Origin of the sequence: Mesorhizobium sp. LSJC280B00 (genome assembly GCF_000502835.1) — a bacterium.
Taxonomy (GTDB): Bacteria; Pseudomonadota; Alphaproteobacteria; order Rhizobiales; family Rhizobiaceae; genus Mesorhizobium.
Window position 1 is genome coordinate 140,049 of the sequence record NZ_AYVL01000005.1, and the last position, 16,618, is coordinate 156,666.

A 16,618-nucleotide genomic window follows, 5' to 3' on the forward strand; every position below is an offset into this window, starting at 1 on the left:
TCGTCCTATTTGCAGTGATGGATGACGGCGCTGCACATTGCCGGTGAATTGTTGAAGCGGGTTTTTGCCGCATGCCATGGCAGGCGATTGCAGAGTTCGGTATTGTCTGACAATACACATGAATCTTAGGGAGAGCAAAATGACGAAGCGGATCATGTTCACCGGCGGCAGCGGCAAGGCCGGGCGCCACGTCGTGCAGTATCTGGTCGAGCAGGGCTGCCAGGTGCTCAACATCGACACCAAGCCGCTCGACAATCCCAAGGTGCGCACGCTGATCACCGACATCACCGACAGCGGGCAGGTGTTCAATGCGCTGTCGAGCTATATGGGCCTGCATGAATTCGACCCGTCGCTGCGCACGCAGCCGGTGGATGCCGTGGTGCATTTCGCGGCGATCCCGCGCATCATGATCACGCCCGACAATGAGGTGTTCCGCATCAACGCGCTCGGCACCTACAACGTGATCGAGGCTGCGGTGAAGCTCGGCATCCGCAAGGTGGTGATCGCCTCCAGCGAGACGACCTACGGCCTGGTCTTCGCCAACGAACCGCGCGATCCGACGTATTTCCCGCTCGACGAGGAGTACGACGTCGATCCGATGGACAGCTATGCGCTGTCCAAGGTCGTCAACGAGAAGACCGCGCGGGCGTTTGCACAACGCGATGGCTTCGACATCTACGCCTTGCGCATCGGCAACGTCATCGAGCCGCATGAATATTCGCTGTTTCCGAAATGGTTCGCCGATCCGGGTTTCCGCAAGCGCATCGCCTGGAGCTATATCGACGCGCGCGACCTCGGCCAGATCACGCTGCGCGCCATCGAGAAGGACGGGCTCGGTTACCAGGTGTTCAACGCCGCCAACGACGACACCTCGTCCGACCTGCCGACGGCCGAACTGCTGAAGCGGTTTTACCCCGATGTGCCAGTCAAGGGCGACCTTGGCGAATACGAGACGCTGCTCTCCAACCGCAAGGCACGGGATATGCTCGGCTTTCGGCCGGAGCACAGCTGGCGGAAATACGTCAAGACGACCTGACGGAGGCAGCTGACGCGGAACCGGCACTGGGCCAGCCCCGAATTGCTGGTCACGACTCCAGGCTCACGTGTTTGCCGCGCGCGGCAAACTCGAGCTACTTGTCCTTCCAGAATTCGGCCTGGAGTTGCGCCGCTTCATCGGCAAGCAGCGGGCCGACGACTTCAGTCGGACGCTGCCCGGCTTCGAAGACGATCCTGCAGGGCAGGTCGAGCGTGGGATTCTCGACATGTGCGCCCGTCAGCCGCTTGAGGTCGTGTTCGCTCTGCCCAAAGACGACCCGTCCGATGCCCGCCCAATAGATTGTGCCGGAGCACATCGCGCAAGGTTCGGCCGAAGTGTAGAGGGTGCAAGAGGCCAGCTTTTCGAGACTGACATTCATCGCCGCCCACGAGGCCAGCAGCCTTTCGGCATGAGCGGTGCGGTCGCCCCCGTGGGCTTTGTAAGCGTTGGGCTGCTCGCGCAACACATTGCCGTCTTTGTCAGCGAGCAGCGAACCAAAGGGATGTTCGCCAGCATCGCGGGCCTTGCGCGCGACTTCGAACGCCTGACGGAGCAGGCGCTCATCATAGGGGCGTTGTGGCATCGGCGGATCTCCGGCAGCGCCGCTAGATCATAGTGCGGAACAATCCGCCGACTCAAGTCGGTAAGCGCGTCGCGTTCGACGGGCCTCGTACGACGCGCTTCAGGTGCCTGTTGTATGCATGTCGTTATCGCAAAACCGCTGCACACTTTGCGCGACATGCATTAGGCTCAAGCCTCGTTCCGACTAGGGCGTTGAGCCAGCCAGATGCTGCCGATGACGAAAACGACGCCGGCGATTTGAGGCAAGGTCAGTGTCTGACCCAGGAATACCCATCCAAGCAGCACGGCGGTCACCGGGCTGAGGAAAAGCAGCGATGACACCACTGCGGATTCCAGTCGCGCAATGCCCCGGAACCAGAGGACATAAGTCAGCGCCGCACCGATCAGCCCGAGCCACACCAGTCCAAGCAGGTTGGCCGCGGTCGGGAACGGGATGGGTGGTTCGAAAAGCAGGACCACCGGAACGAGAAGGAGACCGCCGGCGGTCAGTTGCCATGCCGTAAAGGCGAGCAGCGATGCTGGCGGCTGCCACTTGCGGCTCAACACGCTTCCGAAGGCCATTGAGGCCGCCCCGGCGAGGCCGGCGGCAACGCCGACCGCATCGAGCGTCGCGTTCGGGGTCAGCACCAGCAATGCAACACCGGCGATCCCGACAAGGGCGGCGACAATCGCCAACCGGCGGACAGGGCTGGCAAGCAGGGCAGCAGCGAGGAAAATCACAATCAATGGCTGGACCGACAGCACGGTCGCCGCGACCCCGCCCGGAAGCCGGTAGGCGGCGACAAACAACATGCTCAGGAAGATCGAGAAGTTGAGGGCTCCGAGGACGAAACTGCGCAGCCACCAGATGCCCGTTGGCAGTTGCCGAACGATCGCCAGCAGCAGCAATCCGGCGGGCAAGGCACGCAGCATTGCGATCGTCATCGGCGAAAAGTTGGGCAGGAACTGGGTGGTGACGATATAGGTGCTGCCCCATATCGCGGGTGCAATGGCCGTAAGCAACAGATCGGAACGGTGCGTTTTCATAAGATTTCCAGTACTTCGGCAAGAGGGCGGCGCGGCTTTTGCGGCCAGTTGCCGGGCGCGGCGCGGCCGACCGCGATGAGCATCACCGGCACTTCATTGCGCCCAAGGCCAAACTCGCGGGCCACGCCTTCGGCGTCGAAGCCGGCCATCGGACCGGAGCCGAGGCCCAGCGCTTCGGCCGCGAAAATCAGCGTTGCGGCGCCAAGCGTTGCCGAGCGCACCGCTTCGTCGCGGGCCGCTAGAGGATCGGCATATTGTGCGCGGGCGCCTTCCTGCCAGCCCGAAGCCATATCCACCGGCATGAAGCCGGCTTCCACGAAAGGACGCAGCCTTGCATTGAGGGCAGCGTGGTCGGGGAGTACGCCGCAGATGATGAAGGTGACCGCTGCTTCCTGCACCTTGACCTGGCCGTGGGCCAGGCTGCGCAACCGCGCCTTTGCTTCCGGCGTCCGCACGGCGATGAAACGCCAATTCTGAAGGTTGTAGGCGCTTGGCGCGCGCGTTGCGAGGCGTGCCAGTTCCTCGACCGCGGCATCCGTCAATGCATGCGAGGCATCGAACCGATTGGCCGACATGCGTCGCTCGATAAGGGAGATTGCGGGGTTGGTCATCATGTCATTCCGAAATTGAGCAAGCCGTTCGGATAGCAGATAGAGAATTTACCAGTGAGCGATAATATGCGATAATTGAAAGACATTATTTACTAGAAGAGAATGGTGAGATGGATCGCCTGACTGCGCTGCAGGTTTTCCGCCAGGTGGCGGAACTGAACAGTTTTGCCGAAGCCGGACGGCGGCTCGGTCTCTCGCCTCCCGCGATCAGCAAGAATATCGCCGAGCTGGAGGCGGATCTGGGGGTGCGGCTCATCAACCGGACAACGCGGCGCATGGCGCTGACTGAAGAGGGCAGGATCTACCTGGAGCATGTCACGCAGGGGCTCGATGCGCTGGCCAGGGCCGACCAGGTGCTCGGCCCGATCAAGACGGCGCCGAGCGGCACGTTGCGGGTCAGCGCGCCGATGACTGTCACGTTGACGCGGCTTTCGGCTGCCATGCCCGCGTTTCTATCGCGCTATCCCGATTTGAAGCTCGATCTGCACCTTGACGACAGGCGCGTCGATATCGTGCGGGAGGGATTTGACCTTGCCATTCGCGGCAGCGACAATCTCGAGGATTCCAGCCTGGTCGCCCGAAAGCTTGCGATCATGCCGCATGTGATTTGCGCAGCTCCGTCCTATTTCGAGAAGCATGGCCGGCCCAAAACGCCCGCCGATTTGAAGGCGGCCAATTGCATCCGGTTCAGCCTCTCGGGGCATGCGGACATATGGGAGTTCCGCAAGGACGGCCGAGCCGAGCGGATCGCCATCGACGGACGATATTCGGTCTCGTCAAGCCTTGCCGTGCGCGATGCGCTGCGCGCCGGCTTCGGCGTCAGCCTGATCCCTTATCTCTATGTCGAAAGCGACCTGAAAGCAGGCCGGCTGCAATCGGCTCTGGATGACTGGGACAAGGTCGAAACCACGCTCTACGCGGTCTATCCGGCACGCCAGCATCTCGCCCCGAAAATCCGCGTCTTCCTTGATTTCCTGATCGAGGAATTCAGTCGGGACAAGGAGAAGCCGTTCGTGCCTCCCCGGCGTGAAGGCTCGGCAAAGCGCGGTGTCGGCGAGGCGACGGATGCGGAAAATCAAGCTGAGATATTGCCGGCGATTTCATCTCCTTGACACGCCTCCAAATCCGGACTTTGTGGAGCCATGCAGGACGCGAAGCCGAATAAGGGAAAGACAGCGGCCGAGGCGTTCGCCGAACGCACGAGCGGTATCCGCCGGGCCGATGCGGCGCGCATGCCGGGCTCGAGCGTGCATGCGTCGCTCGCCAACGAAATCGGGCTGAGGATCGTGCGCGGCGATTATCCGCCGGGAACCATCCTGCCCAACGAAGCCAAATGGTCCGAGACCTTCGACGTCAGCCGCTCGGCGNGATTATCCGCCGGGAACCATCCTGCCCAACGAAGCCAAATGGTCCGAGACCTTCGACGTCAGCCGCTCGGCGGTGCGCGAAGCCATAAAAATGCTGATGGCGAAGAGCTTGCTGTCGTCACGTCCCAAAATCGGCAGCTGGGTCGAGCCGAAGGAACGCTGGAACCTGCTCGATCGCGACGTGCTGGCCTGGTATGCGACCTCGCCGGACCGCGAGGTGTTCCTCCGGACGGTGCAGGAGTTCCGCCACATCATCGAGCCGGAGGCCAGCGCTTTTGCCGCCATGCGGCGCACCGACGAGCAGATGGCCGAGATCAGCCAGGCCTGCCGCGAGATGGGCGAGGCGACCAACCTGCAGGAGCGCACGCGCGCCGACACGCGTTTTCATCTCGCCATCCTGCGGGCCTCGGGCAACGACCTGCTGGTGCCGCTCGGCGTGCTGATCGAATCAGCATTCGATCATCTATTTGCTTATACCACGCGGGAACTCGACGATTTGCAGCATGCGCAGAGGCTGCATGAGGCAATCGAGAAGAGCATCCGTCTGCAGCGGCCGGACGCGGCGCGCAATGCGGTGCGCAAGCTGCTGGCCAATACCGACAGCGTCATCAAGTCCAGATAGCGCCGTTCGGCTACAGGTGGAGTGCTCAGTCGAAGGGTGCGGTCGCGAGATGCCGCCGGGTCAGCCCGATCAGCAGCGCCTGGTCGCGGGCGGCGTGTTCGGCTGGGTTGACGACCGCATCGCCATTGACGATCGCTGCCCAGAAGCCACGCATCTCTTCGACGAAGGCTTCGGCGTAACCGGCACGCAAATCTTTCTTCGACAGCGTGTGACCGTCCGAGGTCGTCACCGTCAGCCGGGTCGGATGATGGTTGAGCCAGGGCGAGGGGAATTCGAGCTCGAGGCTGGCATCGTCGAAGAACAGCGTGATCCGCTCCTTGTAGTCGGCGAGCTTGGGCACGGTGAGGTGGGTCATGGTCCACAGCGCCTGCCCATCCAGCAGCTTGACGGCGCCCTGGCCGCCGTCGCCATTGGCAAAGATCTGCGCGCCGACGACCTCGCCGTCCGGCACGCCGAGCGCGTCGAGCAGGCCGTGGACGGCATTGACGTCGTGAATCAAGGCCGAGCTGTAAGCACCGGTAAATCCACGGAAAGCGAGGTCGGTCCCGGGAACACCGATGGCGTCTTCGACCTGGCGCTTCTGCTTGGCCGCGACAGCGGCGATCATGTCTTTTGGGATATCGGTACCGCGCCTGTAGGGCTGATGGGCGATGAACGGCCAGGCGTCGGGATCGTTCACTTCCACCGAGACCGCGCGCAGCGTGCTTGATGTTCCAGGCAGCGAAGCGAGCGCCAGCCGGTAGCTCGGATCGAAGCGCTTCATATAGCCGACTTGCATGATTTTCCTGGCGGCATCGCGCGCGGCGACGATCTCGGCGATTTCCGCCAGCGAATAGCAGAGCGGCTTTTCGCAAAAGACATGCAGGCCCCGCGCCAGCGTCGCCAGCACCTGTTCGTGATGTAGCGGGTCCGGCGAGCCGATCACCACCGCGTCGAGGCGTTGGTCGAAGAGCTGGTCGATCGTTTCGAAATTGGCAATGCCATGGGTGTCGGTGACGAACTGCCGCGAAATCCTGGAGGGATCGGCGACGCCGACCAGCTCGAACAATTCACCGAGGCGCAGCAGATTGGGGATATGCTCGACCTGCGAGATCATGCCGGCGCCGACGACCCCGACGCGTATCCTGCTCATTGGATCATTCCCCGCAATGTCCGATTGTCAGCTCAAGGCGCCGCAGGCGGCCGGTTGCCGATCTGGGCGAGCAGGCCGGCAATCTCCGCCTCGACCGCCTTCAGATCCTCGCCGCCCGACATGATCGAGATGACCTCGTCGCGTGAGATCTCGGACTTGGCGTAGGTGCCGCGATTGCGGCCGCGGTTGAGCAGCGTGAAGGTGTCGCCGACCGGATAGGCATGGTGGATGTTGTGGCTGATGAAGATGACGGCCAGGCCCCGCATGCGCGCTTCGATGATGAATTTCAGCACCATCGCCGCCTGGTGGACGCCGAGTGCCGAGGTCGGCTCGTCGAGGATCAGCACGCGCGCGCCAAAATGCACGGCGCGGGCGATCGCCACCGACTGGCGCTCGCCGCCCGACAGCGTGCCGACGGCCTGCGTCGGATCGCGCACGTCGATGCCGATATCGGCCATCGCCTGCCTGGCGATGGTGTTGGCGCGCTCTTTGTCGATGCGCGAGAAGGGCAGGCTGCTTTTGGTCGGCTCGCGGCCGAGGAAGAAGTTACGGGTGATCGACATCAGCGAGATCATGCCGAGGTCCTGGAACACCGTTGCCACGCCGAGCTCCTGCGCGTCGCGCGGGCTGCGGAAGGTGACCGGCTTGCCGTCGACCAGGATTTCGCCCTTGCTCGGCCGATAGACGCCGGACAAAACCTTGATCAGCGTCGACTTGCCGGCGCCGTTATCGCCGAGCAGGCAGTGGACCTCGCCCGGATAGACCTTGATGTCGATGTCCTGGAGGGCGCGCACCGAGCCGAAATTGACGCTGACGCCGCGCAGTTCCATTGCCGGTTCGGTCATTTGGGCCGGTTCGGTCATTTGCCACCTCCGCGGCCGAGCGCCTTCAGCCTGATGTAGTTGTTGACCAGCACGGCCATCAGGATGACGATGCCGAGGAAGACCTTGAACCAGTCGGTGTCGATGCCGGTGTAGAAGATACCCATCTGCACCAGCCCGAAGATCAGCGCGCCGAACAGCACGCCATAGACGGTGCCGTAACCGCCTGTGAGCAGCACGCCGCCGATGACGGCGGCGATGATCGCCTCGAATTCCTTGAGCAGGCCGCGCGTGGTGTCGGCGGAGCCCGCCTCCATCACCTGGATGGTGGCAAGCAGTGTCGCCGCGCAAGCGGTGTAGACGAACAGGCTGATCTTTACGCGATCGACCGGCACGCCGACGTTGCGGGCTGCGATCAGGTCGCCGCCGGTGGCGAAGATCCAGTTGCCGTATTTCGTCTGGGTGAGCACGTAGCCGGCCAGCGCCGTCAGGCCGAGCCACCAGACGATCGACATCGGAATGCCGGCGACGAAGGGAATGCCGTCGCTGCGGGTGGCGATCCAGCCTTGCGCGCCCATCCAGCGGAACAGGCTGGTGAGCAGATGGCCGTTGAAAATGCCGGCCGTCGCCGGGTCCGGTGCGCCTTCGAGTATGTAGGGGATCTGGGTGCGGCCGGTGACGGCGCGGGTGATGCCGATCGACAGTCCGCGCAGGATATAGAGCGTGGCGAGCGTGACGATGAAGGAGGGCAGGCGCGTCTTCACCACGATCAGGCCGTTGAGATAGCCGGTGAGGATGGCAACGGCGAAGGCACAGGCGATGCCACCCCATAGCGGCAGGCCCCAGTACTTCACCGTCAGCCCGATGACGACACCGGCAAAGCCGACCATGGAGCCGACCGAAAGATCGAACTCGCCGGCGATGATGAGGAGTGCTGCCGCGGTGGCGACGATGCCGAGCTCCGCCGACAGCGTCAGGAATGTCATCGATCCCTGCAGCGAATAGAGGTTTGCCGCGCCCGGCAGCAGCGCAAAGATGATGATCGTCGCAAGCAGCCCACCGGCGGCACCGGCTTCCGGCCGGCGCAGCCACTGGGTCAGCTTGCCGGTGCTGGCCAGCCGCTCGTCGGCGCCGGCGGCCCGCTTCGACGTCATGCCGAAGCGGTCGGTCGCCTTCAGTTCGCCCGGAGGTATCGCCTTGTCTTCCACGACCGCCATTAGGCTCTCCAATCGCTCAATTCGCAATCTTCGAACGGATCGGGAGAGCGCTTGGCGCATTCTCCCGTTCCGTCGGAGCGCTTGCCTAGCGGATGCCCTCTTTGGCGAGCGCCAGGATCGCCTTGGCTTTTTCCGGTGAGTCTATGAACAGCGGTCCGGTATAGGCGTTGTTCTGCGGCCAGAAGCCGTGCGTTGCCTGCTCGACCAGATAGATCACCGGCAGATAGCCCATCAGATATTGCTGGGCGTCCATGCCGAAGCCCATTTCGCCGGCGACGACAGAGTCGAGAACCTCCGGGCTGATGTCGAATGTGTAGAGCTTGAGCTTGCCGAACAGTTCCTTGTCGCGGAACATCGGGATCAGCGGGTTGGCGGCGGTGGCGCCGAGCGCAAAGACGGCCTGCGTGTCGGGATGCGCCGACAGATAGGCTTCCGTGCGGCGCTGGATGTCTGCGGGATCGGGCGCCACGGCCAGAACCTCGGTGCCGCCGCCGGAGGGCTTCAGCCCGTCATTGAGGCCCTGGCAGCGCTGGTCGAGGCTGACATTGCCGACCTCGTGGTTGATGCAGACGACCTTGAGCGTGCCTTCCTTGGCCAGCCGCTCGCCGGCCTTCTTGCCGGAATCATATTCGGAAACGGTGCCGACATAGAGCGTAGTGCCGAGCTCGGCGCCTTCCTTTTCGCCGGAATCCAGAACCACCATGGGAATATTGGCGGCAAGCCCGGATTTGACCGATTTGCCGAGCGCATTGGCGTCGGCGATGGAGACGGCGATACCGTCCGGCTTGGTGGCGATGGCGGCGTCGAGAAGCCGGGCCTGCTCGACCACGTCGAAGACCTGCGGCGCGTAATATTCGACCTTGGCGCCGGTAAGGGCGGCCGCGTCATCGACGCCGCGCTTGACCACCGACCAATAGGGATCGGACGCCGACCCATGCACCACGAAGGTGATGCGCACGTCCTTCGGATCCTTGAGCCCCGCGGCATGCGCAATGCCTGTCATCAGGCCCGCCGAGACGAAGGCGCCCAATGCCACTTTCAGAAGAGTTTTCATCTTATTCTCCCATTTGTCGTTGCAGTTCCAATCCCTCTGGCGCCGTTTTCCGGCCGCGACGATCGGCTCACGTCGCGGATCGGGTGGCCGCTTTGCGGGCCTTTGCCGACGCCAATCGCTGTTCGCCCGCGGTGTTGCCGCGGGCTGTCGTTGATAATCGCCCGGCCGAGAGTGCGGCGCGAAGCTCCTCGCGCAACGGCTTCATGCCGATGACGTCGATCGGCTGTGCGGCGAGCCAGTCGCGAAAGCCCTGGTCGCGGAACAGCTCGTACTCTTCGGTGCGGATATAGGCGGAGCGCGGCTCGATCAGCTCGAGTTCACCGGGCGCGTTGCAATGCAGGCAAAAGAAGGTCAGGCCCTCGCGCACACCCTCGATGAGCGCTTTGTAAGCCGGCTCGATCGGCCTGGAACGCGGCCGGCCCCAGGTCGTCTGGATGGCGGCGTCGAAAATGGCAAAGCCGCCGGCACGGGCCAGCGCCACGCCGCGCTGGAACGCCTCCTCGGTGACGCCGACCAGATTGTCGTTGGGGGAATAGGCGGACAGGGTCTTGGTCAACAGCACGGGCAGCTGATATTCGAGCCCGAGCTTGATGTAGATGTCGCAAAATTCCGGCGACAATGCCGCGCCCATATGCGCGTCGAGATGGGTGACGTCGATGCCGGCGCGATAGGCGGTGTCGATCTGGGCGCGAAGCTCGGCCTCGACCGCCTGCGGCACCGCCTTGCGGCGCGTGGTCGCCACGTCGGGCCAGAAGAAGCCGAACTCGTCGGTCAGGCCGGCCGCCCGCGACGGCGCGGTCAACGGCCGCCATTTGTAATGCTGCTTCTCGCTGTTCAGCGTCAGGTGAACGCCAAGGTCAAGGGCAGGTTTGGCGACGGCGCTCTCGGCCATTTCGAGGAACCACGGGCATGGCACCATCACCGCGCCGGAACTGCAGACACCCAGCCCGCTCAATTCGAGGAAGGCGCTGTTGGCGCCGTGGCACATGCCGACATCGTCCTCGTGGAGCACGATCCGTTTGCTGGAGCCGGCGGCGTTCACGACCGGCCGCCTTCCCGCCGGCGCGCCGGTTTCGAGGGTCTTCCAAAGTGTGTCCCGTATTTCATGGAACCAACCGTTTGCCCAACTGGCCGGAATGGAACGCCGAAAGTTGGGTTTCCGACAGGGCCACTTTGGCGAATTCGGATGGGTACGATTTGCCTGCCGGCTGAGACACTTAGCTACCGATTTCCCCAATCACGGTTCAAAACCAGTCATAGGAACCGTCTTCCGGGCGCAGATGGCTTGGTCGAATAGCGGCGGAGTGGTTCTTTCAAACTGTGCCGACAAGCCTACAGCTGTCCACACCATCAAGCGACCACATTATCAAGAGCCTTGGAGGCCTGTCATGTACACCGCCGGCGAAGAGGAAATCGAAGCCATTGCCAGGGTGATCCGCTCGGGCGCGCTGTTTCGTTACGGCAAGGACAGCGAATGCGACCGCTTCGAGGCCCGCTATGCGCAGCATCTTGGCGTCGAGCATTTCGCACTGGCCGCCAGCGGCACCTATGGGCTCGCCGCCGGCCTGATCGGGCTCGGCATCGGCCCGGGGGACGAAGTGCTGGTTCCCGCGCACACCTATATGGCGACAGCGACCGCGGTGCTGTCGGTCGGGGCCATTCCCGTCATCGTCGATATCGACGAGAGCCTGACCATCGATCCCATCGCTTTGCGCGACGCCATCGGGCCGCGCACCAGGGCGATCATCCCGGTGCATATGTGGGGCGCGGCCTGCAACATGAATGCGATCATGGACATTGCTGCCAAGCGCGGCTTGCTGGTGCTGGAGGATGTCTGCCAAGGCATCGGCGGCGGCTATGAGGGCCGCAAGCTCGGCTCGATCGGCCATGCCGGCGCCTATTCCTTCAACTATTTCAAGAACATGACCTCGGGTGAGGGCGGCGGCATCGCCACCAGCGATCCGAAAGTGGCGGAGCGGGCGCGCTGCGCCATCGACCCTTGCCATTTCTATTGGCAGGGCAGAAGCGACAGCATCAAACCCTTCGCCGGCATCGGCGCGCGTGCTTCCGAACTGATGGGGGCGATGCTCAACGTCCAACTCGACCGGCTGGACGGCATCATCGAGGCGATGCGGGCCGAGAAAAAGAAGGTGCTGGCCGGCACCCGCCATCTCGACAATCTTGGGCTGACACCGTCGCCGATGAACAGCGCGGACGACGATTGTGCCGCACAGGTGATGTACCTGCTGCCGAGCGAGCAGGCGGCGCAGACTTTTTCGAAGACCATTCCGAGCGTCGTTGCCGGCAAGACCGGCCGTCACAATTTCACCCAGTGGGACCAGGTGCTGATGCATGAAGGCGCGCATCATCCGGCGCTCAATCCTTACGCACTGCCCGAGAACCAGGGCCTGCGGCTGGATTATCCCGACGACCTCGGCAAGCGCTCGCTCGACATCCTCAACCGTACCGTGATGGTCGCCATGAACCCGGCGCACAGCGATGCCGACATTCAGGACATGATCCACAACATCGACGCGGCGGTGCGGGTGGCGCTGGAGAATGCTTCGCTCGATGATATCGAATTGCGCAAGGCGGCACCGGTTGATCTGCGGAAGTTCGACAGTGTGAACTAGACCAGATCCGGCGCGGTTTGCTACCCTGCGGTCGAGTTCCTTGTCCGGCGGCCGGGCGAGGATTCCGGCCGGCATTACCGGTCGCCAAAAAATCCGCAGGCCCGTGTCGGATAGGCCGGGCTCCGCTCGTCCTAGGGGGCATCGATCACCAACACGGAGGATTAACGATATGCCCGGCACCGTACGGCTGCACCGCGTTCTGACAACAAGCCCGGAGAAAGTCTACCGCGCGTTCCTCGAAGCAGATGCACTTGCGAAATGGCTTCCGCCGAACGGCTTCACCTGCACGGTTCATCACTTCGAGGCGAAAGTCGGCGGTACGTTCAAAATGTCCTTCCGCAACTTCACCACCGGCGACAGCCACTCGTTCGGCGGCGAATATGTCGAGCTCGTCCCCAATGAGCAGCTGCGCTACACCGACCGCTTCGACGACCCCAACCTGGCCGGCGAGATCGAGGTGACCGTGACATTGAAGAAAGTGTCGGTCGGAACCGAAGTGAATATCACGCAGGCAGGTATTCCAGACGCCATCCCGGTTGAGGCCTGCTATCTCGGCTGGCAGGAGTCGCTGCGAAATCTGGCGAAGCTCGTTGAACCCGAGATCAACCAGTAAGATAAAGCGCTGCCCTGGCGGGTTGGCGTCGCTAACCGGAAACCCAGGGATGACGCCGTTCTTCCCACCCAACATGCGCCGGGGCCGGAAAGGCGGGATCGGCGAAGCAGCCGACCGCGACGGCGATCCATTCAGGCTTTCGCTCGGGCTCCCAGAAGACGCTCGAGCCGCAGCCCGGGCAGAAATGGAAAATGACGTGATGGCCGCTCCGAGCCGATCGCCTGTAGGTACTGGCGTCGCCTTCGGCTTCTACCTTGTCGCGCGCAAAGAAGGCGGCGACGCCGTATGTGCTGCCGGTCCGTTTCTGGCAGTCGAGGCAGTGGCACTGTGCGACCAGCTGCGGCTCTCCGTTACAGGAGATCCTCAGTTGCCCACAGGCACAGGATGCGGTTCTCATGGCAATCCTCATGGTTCAGATGAATGCGTGCCCGCCGTACCGGCGGTGGGCATGCTTCTGGTTTTCGGGGTGGTTCGGCCTTGGGAAGCGCGCTTTGCGCGAACGCCGAAAAACAAGGACCGACGCCCCATCTTCCTAATCACTGCGGGCGATTGACTCAACCCCGCGGTGAACGAGATGGAGAGCCGGCTCTAGCTTCTGTCCAATCTTAGAAACGCGGCGCGCAGCGCCAGCACGGCGCGCAGGATCTGGCGTTCGTCCATCGCTGCATAGCCGAGCAACAGGCCGTGCTCGGGTTCTGTGGAATGGTAGTTGATCGAGATGCCCTGGACGTCGAGCCCTTCCTTGACGGCCGCGGCAACCACGTCGCTGTCCTTATAGGGCCTGACGAAGCTCGCCAGCAGCTGCATGCCGGAATCGTTTTCCGTGACGGTCAGCCATTCGGCCAGATGCTCCTGGCATAGCTTGACGAAGTTCGCCTGCCGGCGCGCATAGAGCCGGCGCATGCGTTTGAGATGCGTGGCGAAATAGCCCTGGGTGATGAAGTCGTTGACCGTTGCCTGCAGGATCAGCGGCGCGAACTGACCGGTGATGCTCACCGCCCGGTCGAAGGGCACCGACAATTCGCGCGGCACGATCAGATAACCGATGCGCAGCGCCGGGATCAGCGTCTTGCCGAAGCTGCCGATATAGACGACGCGGTCGGCATGATCGAGCCCGCGCAGCGCCGGCACCGGCCGGCCGCGGAACCGGTATTCGCCGTCATAGTCATCCTCGACGATCCAGGCGCCGTTGCGTTCGGCGATGTCGAGCAACTGCAATCGCTCCTCGATGCGCATGATGGTGCCGAACGGCCACTGGCAGGATGGCGTCACATAGATCAGCCGCGGCGGCGGCAGCTCCGGATCGGCAAGATGCCAGCCGCGCCGGTCGACCTTCAACGGTGCCAGCCTGGCGCCGCTGGCGAGAAAGGCGCTCTTGGCGCCGAGATAGCCGGGCTCCTCCATCCAGACATGGTCGCCTTCGTCCATCAGCACGCGCGAGACGAGATCGAGTGCTGCTTGCGCACCGGTGACGATGATCACCTGGTCGGCGGTGCAGCTGATGCCGCGCGACAGGCCGATGGTCGAGGCAATGGCCTGACGCAGGCCGGGGTGGCCGGCAAAGGAGAGATAACCAAGCAGGCTCTCGTCGCGGCTGCGTGCATTGCGCACCAGAAGGCTTGACCAGATGGTGAACGGAAACGATGCCGTTTCAGGCACGCCCGGATGGAAATTGATGACGCCGGCATTACGCGGCGGTTGCGGGCCGTTGACGATGGTCTGACCGCGCCGCGACAGCTTTTGCGGCGCTGCCAGTCCGGCGCGCAGGGATGCCAAGGGGCGGTTCTGCTGGATCGGCGCCACCCAGGTGCCCGATCCGGCACGCGCCTCGATAAAACCTTCGGCAAGGAGCTGGTCATAGGCGGCGATGACCGTGTTGCGCCCGACCTTCAGATCTTCGGCCAGCGAGCGCGTCGACGGCAGCAGCGTGTTCTGCGGGATCTGGCCGTCAAGGATGAAGCGTCGCAAGGCGCCGTAGATCTGACGATGCATCGGTTCTTCCGAAGCACGGTCGACCGACATGATGTCGAGGGAAAGGCGCATGTGGTCGGCCACGGCACTATCCCCCGACGGACCGGGCGGCGCGGGCGATCTTTTCCTCGTTGAGCCGGCAGACAGTGTCGAGCACCAGTCGCCTGGTTTCGGGGCGGATCTCGCGGCTGTTCTTCAGCGCGCGATGCACGGTGGCGGCGCCAAGTTCCGCCTTCTCGGCAATCTCCCGGATGGTGCAAAGCCGTTCCATGCCAAGCGCAGCTTCGAAAGCCATGTCGCTCCTCCTCGGTTGCATCAAGGCACGGCTTCCGGCCGGCCTCAAGCTTGAAAGTCGGGGTTTTAATCCAGAGCCGGGATTCTGCGATCCGCGCCGCGCAGGGAGCAAGGCGGCGCGGATCGCCGGGCGCTTTCGCGTCGCTAACCCCATCGAGGCGCGCGCCCATTATGTTCCTCCGGCTCGCAATGCGGGCCGGTCAGCCTGCCTTCCGAGTCGCCACTTCGAAGCCGGCCTCGCGGGCGGTGGCGAGCAGCGAGAAATAGCCTTTGCTGGCATAGGTCAGCGGATGCGCCTTGGCCGGATCCTGCTCGGCTTCGACAACGAGCCAGCCTTCATAGCCGCGCGCAGCGAGGGGTTTCAGCAATGACAGGAAATCGACCGAGCCGTCGCCGGGCACGGTAAAAATGCCGTCCATTACCGCCGCCATGAAGCTCATGTCCTCGCGGCGTGCCCGTTCCAGCACCGCCCTGCGAACGTCCTTGCAATGGAAATGCACGATACGGTCGAGATGCCGTTGCAGCAGCGATTGCGGGTCGCCGCCCGAAAACAGGCAGTGGCCGGTATCGAACAAAAGGCCGACGCTTCGGCCCGTCGCCGCCATCAGCCTGTCGACTTCATCGTCCGTCTCGACGATGGTGCCCATGTGGTGGTGGAAGGCCATGCCGACCCCGAATGCAGCCATGCGGTCGGCGAGGGCGGTCAGTTTCTTGCCATAGGACGGCCAGTCCCTGTCGGCGAGGCGCGGACGCTCGGAGATCGGTGCGAAAATGCCGTCATGGCGACCGCGCGAGGTGTCGGCGTAGACGACGATCCTGGCGCCAAGGTCGCGCAACAGCTGAAGATGCGGGGTGATCGCCGCGAATTCCTCGCCGACCGTGCGGTCGAGAATGCGGCCATCATACCAGCCGGAGACGAGTTCCAGGTCATAGGAAGACAGGAGCGGCCCAAGCACTTCAGCCTGGCGCGGAAATTTGCCGCCGAGTTCGGTGCCGCGGTAGCCGGCCAGCGCCGTTTCCGACAGGCAGGTCTCCAAGGACGTATCCCCGCCAAGCGCCGGAACGTCGTCATTGCTCCAGGTGATGGGATTGATGCCGATCTTGACCGTCATGACGCTAGGCTTTTGCGGGCTTGGGAAGACAAGCCGAGCCTGCAAACTGGCGACAAAGAGGCCCTGTCACTAGGTCCAGTTCAGCCGAATTTGGCAGAACCAATTAATGGAGACCGACCCTAATCTTCCTTTGGGCGGCCAAAAAGGGCGCGCAGCTCGTCTTTGGCGTCCTCCAGCACTTTCTTCTGCGCCGCCGGCAGGTTCTTGCCGGCGCGGTTGATGTAGAAATTCAGCATCGACATGGCGGATTGAAACGGCCCTGCCTTGCGTCGGTCGCTGTGCTCGGCCGATCGCTTCAACGAGGCGGCGATCTTCTTGGGATCGTGGGATTCGAAGATGTGTTCCTCGAGGTCCAGCGCGTCACTGTGCTCGGTGACGTCGGCGGACCATTTCCGTTGCGCGGTCATGGCAAACTCCTTCCACTAGGTCGTTGCCGGAAAACGCCTTATGGCGCACCCCTGTTCCACTTCGGCCCGAATCGCTGGAGCCACGGATTTGCCTGTCGTGGCGCTGCTCGGCGATGCGAA

At 63.3% G+C, this 16,618-nt stretch carries 17 protein-coding genes and 1 pseudogene; 5 read left to right on the forward strand and 13 right to left on the reverse strand.

Annotation, left to right across the window (positions count from 1 at the left end; all coding sequences use genetic code 11):
* The first annotated feature begins 139 nt into the window (after positions 1-139).
* Positions 140-1,036: an NAD(P)-dependent oxidoreductase gene (locus tag X773_RS49535; RefSeq protein WP_023675809.1), complete on the forward strand. Its 897-nt coding sequence runs from the start codon at positions 140-142 to the stop codon at positions 1,034-1,036.
* A gap of 94 nt (positions 1,037-1,130) precedes the next feature.
* Here X773_RS49535 and X773_RS49540 read toward each other — a convergent pair whose 3' ends face one another.
* The 3 genes from X773_RS49540 to X773_RS49550 all read right to left on the reverse strand — a co-directional run bounded on the left by X773_RS49540 (position 1,131) and on the right by X773_RS49550 (position 3,255).
* On the reverse strand, positions 1,131-1,619 hold the full coding sequence (locus X773_RS49540; RefSeq protein ID WP_023675810.1) for a nucleoside deaminase: 489 nt from the start codon (positions 1,617-1,619) through the stop codon (positions 1,131-1,133).
* A gap of 167 nt (positions 1,620-1,786) precedes the next feature.
* Complete coding sequence (locus tag X773_RS49545) at positions 1,787-2,644, reverse strand: EamA family transporter (protein ID WP_023675811.1); 858 nt, start codon at positions 2,642-2,644, stop codon at positions 1,787-1,789.
* Positions 2,641-3,255, reverse strand: a complete 615-nt coding sequence (locus tag X773_RS49550; RefSeq protein WP_023675812.1) for a nitroreductase family protein — start codon at positions 3,253-3,255, stop codon at positions 2,641-2,643. Before X773_RS49550 ends, X773_RS49545 begins: the two co-directional genes overlap by 4 nt.
* A gap of 110 nt (positions 3,256-3,365) precedes the next feature.
* Here X773_RS49550 and X773_RS49555 point away from each other — a divergent pair, with 110 nt between their 5' ends.
* Together X773_RS49555 and X773_RS49560 are read left to right on the forward strand one after the other, a co-directional pair.
* The gene (locus tag X773_RS49555) at positions 3,366-4,367 is read left to right on the forward strand and encodes a LysR family transcriptional regulator (RefSeq protein ID WP_023675813.1); all 1,002 of its coding nucleotides are present in this window, start codon (positions 3,366-3,368) and stop codon (positions 4,365-4,367) included.
* A gap of 30 nt (positions 4,368-4,397) precedes the next feature.
* A pseudogene (locus tag X773_RS49560) lies at positions 4,398-5,244 on the forward strand (FadR/GntR family transcriptional regulator).
* 25 nt (positions 5,245-5,269) lie between these two features.
* Here X773_RS49560 and X773_RS49565 read toward each other — a convergent pair.
* From X773_RS49565 to X773_RS49585, 5 genes are all read right to left on the reverse strand, one after another.
* Entirely contained in the window at positions 5,270-6,376 is a 1,107-nt protein-coding gene (locus X773_RS49565) for a Gfo/Idh/MocA family oxidoreductase (RefSeq protein WP_023675814.1), read from the reverse strand.
* Positions 6,377-6,408: 32 nt separating this feature from the next.
* Positions 6,409-7,221 carry an ATP-binding cassette domain-containing protein gene (locus X773_RS49570; RefSeq protein WP_023675815.1) on the reverse strand — a complete coding sequence of 271 codons (813 nt, stop codon included), beginning with the start codon at positions 7,219-7,221 and terminating at the stop codon, positions 6,409-6,411.
* Positions 7,222-7,235: 14 nt separating this feature from the next.
* The gene (locus X773_RS49575) at positions 7,236-8,351 is read right to left on the reverse strand and encodes an ABC transporter permease (RefSeq protein WP_023675816.1); all 1,116 of its coding nucleotides are present in this window, start codon (positions 8,349-8,351) and stop codon (positions 7,236-7,238) included.
* A gap of 148 nt (positions 8,352-8,499) precedes the next feature.
* Positions 8,500-9,468: a sugar ABC transporter substrate-binding protein gene (locus X773_RS49580; RefSeq protein WP_023675817.1), complete on the reverse strand. Its 969-nt coding sequence runs from the start codon at positions 9,466-9,468 to the stop codon at positions 8,500-8,502.
* Between the two features lie 67 nt (positions 9,469-9,535).
* Entirely contained in the window at positions 9,536-10,510 is a 975-nt protein-coding gene (locus tag X773_RS49585) for a polysaccharide deacetylase family protein (RefSeq protein ID WP_245274661.1), read from the reverse strand.
* Between the two features lie 346 nt (positions 10,511-10,856).
* Here X773_RS49585 and X773_RS49590 point away from each other — a divergent pair, with 346 nt between their 5' ends.
* Both X773_RS49590 and X773_RS49595 read left to right on the forward strand, forming a co-directional pair.
* On the forward strand, positions 10,857-12,101 hold the full coding sequence (locus tag X773_RS49590) for an aminotransferase class I/II-fold pyridoxal phosphate-dependent enzyme (RefSeq protein ID WP_023675819.1): 1,245 nt from the start codon (positions 10,857-10,859) through the stop codon (positions 12,099-12,101).
* Between the two features lie 169 nt (positions 12,102-12,270).
* Positions 12,271-12,714: an SRPBCC family protein gene (locus X773_RS49595; RefSeq protein ID WP_023675820.1), complete on the forward strand. Its 444-nt coding sequence runs from the start codon at positions 12,271-12,273 to the stop codon at positions 12,712-12,714.
* Positions 12,715-12,745: 31 nt separating this feature from the next.
* Here the strand turns inward: X773_RS49595 and X773_RS49600 are convergent, their stop codons facing one another.
* The 5 genes from X773_RS49600 to X773_RS49620 all read right to left on the reverse strand — a co-directional run bounded on the left by X773_RS49600 (position 12,746) and on the right by X773_RS49620 (position 16,498).
* Positions 12,746-13,111, reverse strand: coding sequence for a GFA family protein (locus X773_RS49600; RefSeq protein WP_031211544.1), 366 nt, complete (start codon positions 13,109-13,111; stop codon positions 12,746-12,748).
* A 191-nt stretch (positions 13,112-13,302) separates the two neighbouring features.
* Positions 13,303-14,769, reverse strand: a complete 1,467-nt coding sequence (locus X773_RS49605) for a PLP-dependent aminotransferase family protein (protein ID WP_245274662.1) — start codon at positions 14,767-14,769, stop codon at positions 13,303-13,305.
* A gap of 4 nt (positions 14,770-14,773) precedes the next feature.
* Entirely contained in the window at positions 14,774-14,980 is a 207-nt protein-coding gene (locus tag X773_RS77310) for a LacI family DNA-binding transcriptional regulator (protein WP_023675823.1), read from the reverse strand.
* A 199-nt stretch (positions 14,981-15,179) separates the two neighbouring features.
* Positions 15,180-16,091, reverse strand: a complete 912-nt coding sequence (iolE, locus tag X773_RS49615) for a myo-inosose-2 dehydratase (RefSeq protein WP_023675824.1) — start codon at positions 16,089-16,091, stop codon at positions 15,180-15,182.
* Between the two features lie 119 nt (positions 16,092-16,210).
* Complete coding sequence (locus X773_RS49620; RefSeq protein ID WP_023675825.1) at positions 16,211-16,498, reverse strand: DUF3175 domain-containing protein; 288 nt, start codon at positions 16,496-16,498, stop codon at positions 16,211-16,213.
* Between the last annotated feature and the right edge of the window lie 120 nt (positions 16,499-16,618).

Bases quoted from the DNA above. Each gene is read 5' to 3' on its own strand.
- X773_RS49595 (WP_023675820.1), top strand. From the start codon at position 12,271: ATGCCCGGCACCGTACGGCTGCACCGCGTTCTGACAACAAGCCCGGAG.
- X773_RS49535 (WP_023675809.1), top strand. From the start codon at position 140: ATGACGAAGCGGATCATGTTCACCGGCGGCAGCGGCAAGGCCGGGCGC.
- X773_RS77310 (WP_023675823.1), bottom strand. From the start codon at position 14,980: ATGGCTTTCGAAGCTGCGCTTGGCATGGAACGGCTTTGCACCATCCGG.
- iolE (WP_023675824.1), bottom strand. From the start codon at position 16,091: ATGACGGTCAAGATCGGCATCAATCCCATCACCTGGAGCAATGACGAC.
- X773_RS49580 (WP_023675817.1), bottom strand. From the start codon at position 9,468: ATGAAAACTCTTCTGAAAGTGGCATTGGGCGCCTTCGTCTCGGCGGGC.
- X773_RS49555 (WP_023675813.1), top strand. From the start codon at position 3,366: ATGGATCGCCTGACTGCGCTGCAGGTTTTCCGCCAGGTGGCGGAACTG.
- X773_RS49545 (WP_023675811.1), bottom strand. From the start codon at position 2,644: ATGAAAACGCACCGTTCCGATCTGTTGCTTACGGCCATTGCACCCGCG.
- X773_RS49575 (WP_023675816.1), bottom strand. From the start codon at position 8,351: ATGACGTCGAAGCGGGCCGCCGGCGCCGACGAGCGGCTGGCCAGCACC.
- X773_RS49570 (WP_023675815.1), bottom strand. From the start codon at position 7,221: ATGACCGAACCGGCAATGGAACTGCGCGGCGTCAGCGTCAATTTCGGC.
- X773_RS49620 (WP_023675825.1), bottom strand. From the start codon at position 16,498: ATGACCGCGCAACGGAAATGGTCCGCCGACGTCACCGAGCACAGTGAC.
- X773_RS49565 (WP_023675814.1), bottom strand. From the start codon at position 6,376: ATGAGCAGGATACGCGTCGGGGTCGTCGGCGCCGGCATGATCTCGCAG.
- X773_RS49540 (WP_023675810.1), bottom strand. From the start codon at position 1,619: ATGCCACAACGCCCCTATGATGAGCGCCTGCTCCGTCAGGCGTTCGAA.
- X773_RS49600 (WP_031211544.1), bottom strand. From the start codon at position 13,111: ATGAGAACCGCATCCTGTGCCTGTGGGCAACTGAGGATCTCCTGTAAC.
- X773_RS49550 (WP_023675812.1), bottom strand. From the start codon at position 3,255: ATGACCAACCCCGCAATCTCCCTTATCGAGCGACGCATGTCGGCCAAT.
- X773_RS49590 (WP_023675819.1), top strand. From the start codon at position 10,857: ATGTACACCGCCGGCGAAGAGGAAATCGAAGCCATTGCCAGGGTGATC.